The sequence below is a fragment of the Acinetobacter sp. YH12099 genome (assembly GCF_013419195.1).
Taxonomy (GTDB): Bacteria; Pseudomonadota; Gammaproteobacteria; order Pseudomonadales; family Moraxellaceae; genus Acinetobacter; species Acinetobacter towneri.
In genome coordinates this window covers 1-5,028 of the sequence record NZ_VPAP01000040.1, presented here as the reverse complement: position 1 = coordinate 5,028, position 5,028 = coordinate 1, and the positions used below count along the sequence as shown (strand labels likewise).

Annotated in this window: 4 protein-coding genes and 3 pseudogenes; 5 read left to right on the top strand and 2 right to left on the bottom strand. The window is 54.8% G+C overall.

Annotated features, from left to right (window positions below; all coding sequences use genetic code 11):
* A pseudogene (locus FTU39_RS13495) lies at positions 1 to 139 on the bottom strand (resolvase); the annotation flags it as partial.
* A 129-nt stretch (positions 140 to 268) separates the two neighbouring features.
* Between FTU39_RS13495 and FTU39_RS13485 the strand changes: the two are divergent.
* Both FTU39_RS13485 and FTU39_RS13480 read left to right on the top strand, forming a co-directional pair.
* Complete coding sequence (locus tag FTU39_RS13485; RefSeq protein ID WP_000179844.1) at positions 269 to 1,948, top strand: Mu transposase C-terminal domain-containing protein; 1,680 nt, start codon at positions 269 to 271, stop codon at positions 1,946 to 1,948.
* Between the two features lie 2 nt (positions 1,949 to 1,950).
* Positions 1,951 to 2,943, top strand: a complete 993-nt coding sequence (locus tag FTU39_RS13480) for a TniB family NTP-binding protein (protein ID WP_179990694.1) — start codon at positions 1,951 to 1,953, stop codon at positions 2,941 to 2,943.
* Here the strand turns inward: FTU39_RS13480 and FTU39_RS13475 are convergent.
* Positions 2,912 to 3,253: pseudogene (locus tag FTU39_RS13475) on the bottom strand (GNAT family N-acetyltransferase); the annotation flags it as partial. The gene FTU39_RS13480 and the pseudogene FTU39_RS13475 sit on opposite strands and share 32 nt — an antisense overlap.
* Between FTU39_RS13475 and FTU39_RS13470 the strand changes: the two are divergent.
* The 3 genes and pseudogenes from FTU39_RS13470 to FTU39_RS13460 form a co-directional block, all read left to right on the top strand.
* A pseudogene (locus FTU39_RS13470) lies at positions 3,247 to 3,927 on the top strand (thymidylate synthase); the annotation flags it as partial. The pseudogenes FTU39_RS13475 and FTU39_RS13470 overlap by 7 nt on opposite strands.
* Before the next feature lie 27 nt (positions 3,928 to 3,954).
* Positions 3,955 to 4,464 carry a trimethoprim-resistant dihydrofolate reductase DfrA20 gene (gene dfrA20, locus FTU39_RS13465; RefSeq protein ID WP_179990692.1) on the top strand — a complete coding sequence of 170 codons (510 nt, stop codon included), beginning with the start codon at positions 3,955 to 3,957 and terminating at the stop codon, positions 4,462 to 4,464.
* Positions 4,465 to 4,467: 3 nt separating this feature from the next.
* Positions 4,468 to 5,028 (top strand): toprim domain-containing protein (locus tag FTU39_RS13460; protein WP_257222118.1); only part of this gene is annotated, 561 nt, incomplete at its 3' end.

Here is a 5,028-nt window from a genome sequence, read left to right as displayed (position 1 = left end):
CAGCGGCCAGGGCATCGGCTTCCGTCAATGCGTCCTCCACGAACGCGCCGTGCTGCTTCGCTTCGGCCTGGCTGACCTCGGCCCATATCCGTTTCACCTGGGCCGCACTGTACCCGGCCAGCTCGGCTGTCATTTTCAGAAGACGACTGCACCAGTTGATTGGGCGTAATGGCTGTTGTGCAGCCAGCTCCTGACAGTTCAATATCAGAAGTGATCTGCACCAATCTCGACTATGCTCAATACTCGTGTGCACCAAAGCGAGGTGAGCATGGCGACGGACACCCCACGGATTCCAGAACAAGGCGTGGCCACTCTGCCTGATGAGGCTTGGGAGCGTGCGCGCCGTCGTGCGGAGATCATCAGTCCGTTGGCGCAGTCGGAGACGGTCGGGCACGAAGCGGCCGATATGGCGGCTCAGGCGCTGGGCTTGTCTCGGCGCCAGGTATACGTTCTGATCCGGCGTGCCCGGCAAGGCAGCGGCCTCGTGACGGATCTGGTGCCCGGCCAGTCCGGTGGAGGTAAAGGTAAGGGGCGCTTGCCGGAACCGGTCGAGCGCGTCATCCACGAGCTACTGCAAAAGCGGTTCCTGACCAAGCAGAAGCGCAGCCTAGCGGCCTTTCACCGCGAAGTCACTCAGGTGTGCAAGGCTCAAAAACTGCGAGTGCCGGCGCGCAATACCGTGGCCTTACGGATCGCTAGCCTTGACCCGCGCAAGGTCATCCGCCGGCGGGAAGGCCAGGATGCCGCTCGTGACCTACAAGGTGTGGGCGGCGAGCCTCCTGCCGTGACCGCGCCGCTGGAGCAGGTGCAGATAGACCATACGGTCATCGACCTGATCGTGGTCGATGACCGCGACCGGCAACCTATTGGCCGCCCGTACCTGACCCTCGCCATCGACGTGTTCACCCGCTGCGTGCTCGGCATGGTCGTCACGCTGGAAGCGCCGTCTGCCGTTTCGGTTGGCCTGTGCCTCGTGCATGTCGCCTGCGACAAGCGCCCTTGGCTGGAAGGACTGAACGTGGAAATGGATTGGCAGATGAGCGGCAAGCCCTTGCTGCTCTACCTAGACAACGCGGCCGAGTTCAAGAGCGAGGCCCTGCGCCGGGGTTGCGAGCAGCATGGCATCCGGCTGGACTATCGCCCGCTGGGACAGCCGCACTATGGCGGCATCGTGGAACGGATCATCGGCACGGCGATGCAGATGATTCACGACGAACTGCCGGGAACGACCTTCTCCAACCCTGACCAGCGCGGCGACTACGATTCCGAAAACAAGGCCGCCCTGACGCTGCGCGAGCTAGAGCGCTGGCTCACATTGGCGGTCGGCACCTACCACGGTTCGGTGCACAACGGCCTGCTCCAACCGCCGGCCGCGCGCTGGGCCGAGGCCGTGGCGCGTGTCGGCGTACCGGCCGTCGTCACACGCGCTACTTCGTTCCTGGTCGATTTTCTGCCGATCCTCCGGCGCACGCTGACCCGCACCGGCTTTGTCATCGACCACATCCACTACTACGCCGATGCGCTCAAGCCGTGGATTGCGCGGCGTGAACGCTGGCCGTCCTTTCTGATCCGGCGCGATCCGCGCGACATCAGCCGTATCTGGGTCCTGGAACCGGAGGGACAGCATTACCTGGAAATTCCCTACCGTACCTTGTCGCATCCGGCTGTCACCCTCTGGGAACAACGGCAGGCGCTGGCGAAACTGCGGCAGCAAGGGCGCGAACAGGTGGATGAGTCGGCGCTGTTCCGCATGATCGGCCAGATGCGTGAGATTGTGACCAGCGCGCAGAAGGCCACACGCAAGGCGCGGCGTGACGCGGATCGCCGCCAGCACCTCAAGACATCAGCTCGGCCGGACAAGCCCGTTCCGCCGGATACGGATATTGCCGACCCGCAGGCAGACAACTTGCCACCCGCCAAACCGTTCGACCAGATTGAGGAGTGGTAGCCGTGGACGAATATCCCATCATCGACCTGTCCCACCTGCTGCCGGCGGCCCAGGGCTTGGCCCGTCTTCCGGCGGACGAGCGCATCCAGCGCCTTCGCGCCGACCGCTGGATCGGCTATCCGCGCGCAGTCGAGGCGCTGAACCGGCTGGAAGCCCTTTATGCGTGGCCAAACAAGCAACGCATGCCCAACCTGCTGCTGGTTGGCCCGACCAACAATGGCAAGTCGATGAACGTCGAGAAGTTCCGCCGCACCCACCCGGCCAGCTCCGACGCCGACCAGGAGCACATCCCGGTGTTGGTCGTGCAGATGCCGTCCGAGCCGTCCGTGATCCGCTTCTACGTCGCGCTGCTCGCCGCGATGGGTGCGCCGCTGCGCCCACGCCCACGGTTGCCGGAAATGGAGCAACTGGCTCTGGCACTGCTGCGCAAGGTCGGCGTGCGCATGCTGGTGATCGACGAGCTGCACAACGTGCTGGCCGGCAACAGCGTCAACCGCCGGGAATTCCTCAACCTGCTGCGCTTCCTCGGCAACGAACTGCGCATCCCGTTGGTTGGGGTAGGCACGCGCGACGCCTACCTAGCCATCCGCTCCGATGACCAGTTGGAAAATCGCTTCGAGCCGATGATGCTGCCGGTATGGGAGGCCAACGACGATTGCTGCTCACTGCTGGCCAGCTTCGCCGCTTCGCTCCCGCTGCGCCGGCCTTCCCCAATTGCCACGCTGGACATGGCTCGCTACCTGCTCACACGCAGCGAGGGCACCATAGGGGAACTGGCGCACTTGCTGATGGCGGCGGCCATCGTCGCCGTGGAGAGCGGCGAGGAAGCGATCAACCATCGCACACTCAGCATGGCCTGTCGACAACCTCTCGCGCAACCAAGACATCGCGGTCGGACTGCAAGTGATCTTGAAGCCACGGGCCCGTCCCACCCCGACATGGACCTCGATGCCCGAACGGACGTTAGATTTCGAGTTCTAGGCGTTCTGCGATGAAGGTTGGATCCCAGCCGGGATTGAAAGTGTCGACGTGGGTGAATCCGAGCCGCTCGTATAGGCCACGCAGGTTCGGGTGGCAGTCGAGCCGCAGCTTGGCGCACCCCTGCGTTCGCGCGGCATGGCGGCAAGCCTCGATCAGCGCGGAGCTGACACCCCGGCCCGCATGTGTCCGTCGCACCGCGAGCTTGTGCAGATATGCGGCCTCCCCCTTGAGGGCGTCGGGCCAGAACTCGGGATCCTCGGCCGACAAGGTGCAACAGCCGACGATGCCGTCGCTGCAACTCGCGACTAGGAGCTCGGAGTAAAGGTTTTCCGGTAATTACAACAAAGAAATTACACCTTCGTTCGATTATTCATGAACTTCTATGGTTTATTAGTGGTGATACCAATATTAAATATTTAAAAGACAATAAAGTTTCAATCTGGGACGAATGGGCGGACGAAGATGGTAATATTGGACCTGTTTATGGTCATCAATGGCGTTCTTGGCCCGACGGTAAAGGTGGAACTATTGATCAGATTAAAATCTTGATAGATGGTTTGAAAAACAATCCGGAATCGAGAAGACATATCGTAAGTGCGTGGAACGTAGCAGACATTCATAAAATGGCTTTACCTCCTTGTCACAACATGTTCCAGTTCTATGTTGCAAATGGAAAATTAAGTTGTCAACTCTACCAACGTTCAGCAGACGTTTTCTTGGGTGTTCCTTTTAACATCTCAAGCTACGCATTGTTTACAATGATGCTAGCGCAAGTTTGTGGATTGGAGGCTGGAGACTTCGTTCATACTTTTGGAGATACGCATTTGTATTCCAACCATTTTGACCAAGCTAAGCTTCAATTATCTAGAGAATTACGTCCACTTCCAACAATGAAAATAAATCCAGATGTTAAAGATATTTTCTCTTTTAAATTTGAAGATTTTGAATTAGTTGGATACGATCCACATCCACACATTAAAGCAGCTGTTGCAATTTAATTAGCTTTAAAATATAAGGAAACAGAAATGGGTATTAAATATAGCTTAATTGTTGCAATTGGGAAACACCGAGAAATGGGTGCTAACAATGATTTGCTTTGGCACTTACCAAGAGATATGCAATTTTTTAAGGAAACGACAACGGGTCACGCTGTTGTAATGGGAAGAAAAAATTGGGAATCTATTCCTCAGAAGTACAGACCGCTTCCAAATCGTTTAAACTTCGTTTTAACACGAGATAAAAACTATAGTGCAGAAGGTGCAACAGTGATTTATGATTTAAAAGAAGTCGCACAACATCTTGAAGGAAAAGACTTAACATGCTTCATTATTGGTGGTGCTCAAATCTACCAACTGGCCTTAGAAACAGGACTTTTAAATGAAATGTATGTCACACAAGTACATAACACATTTGAAGAAGCTGACACCTTTTTCCCTTTTGTAAATTGGGTAGAATGGGAAGAAGAAGATATTTTAGAACAAGATAAAGATGAAAAACATCTTTATTCATTTAATATAAAGAAATTTACGCGTTAATTCATGAAAGTTTGCATTGCTGAGAAACCAAGTGTTGCCAAGGATATCGCTGCCATTATCGGTGCTAATACTCGTAAAGATGGGTATTACGAAGGTAATGGATATCAAGTAACCTGGACTTTCGGGCATTTGTGCACGCTTAAAGAACCAAACGATTATTTACCGGAATGGAAATATTGGGATTTAAGAAAATTGCCCATGATTCCTTCTCGATTTGGAATTAAGGTCATAGATGATGAAGGAATTAAAAAGCAATTTAAAATTGTCAAACAACTTCTTGTAAACGCCGAAGAAATTATCAACTGCGGGGATGCTGGACAAGAAGGAGAGGTTATCCAGCGATGGGTATTCTTAAAGTCAGGAACGAAAGCACCTATCAAAAGATTGTGGATTAGTTCCTTAACGGAAGAAGCAATTAAAGAAGGATTTGCAAACCTACGTATAGGAAGAATAAACGCCCTTTTCACCCAAGTCCAACAGCTTTGGACCGCAGTTGACTCTTTCGACACCCCTGCGATGCAACCCAATCCGGCTGACGGGGAGCCAGCAACGCTGAAAATTTAC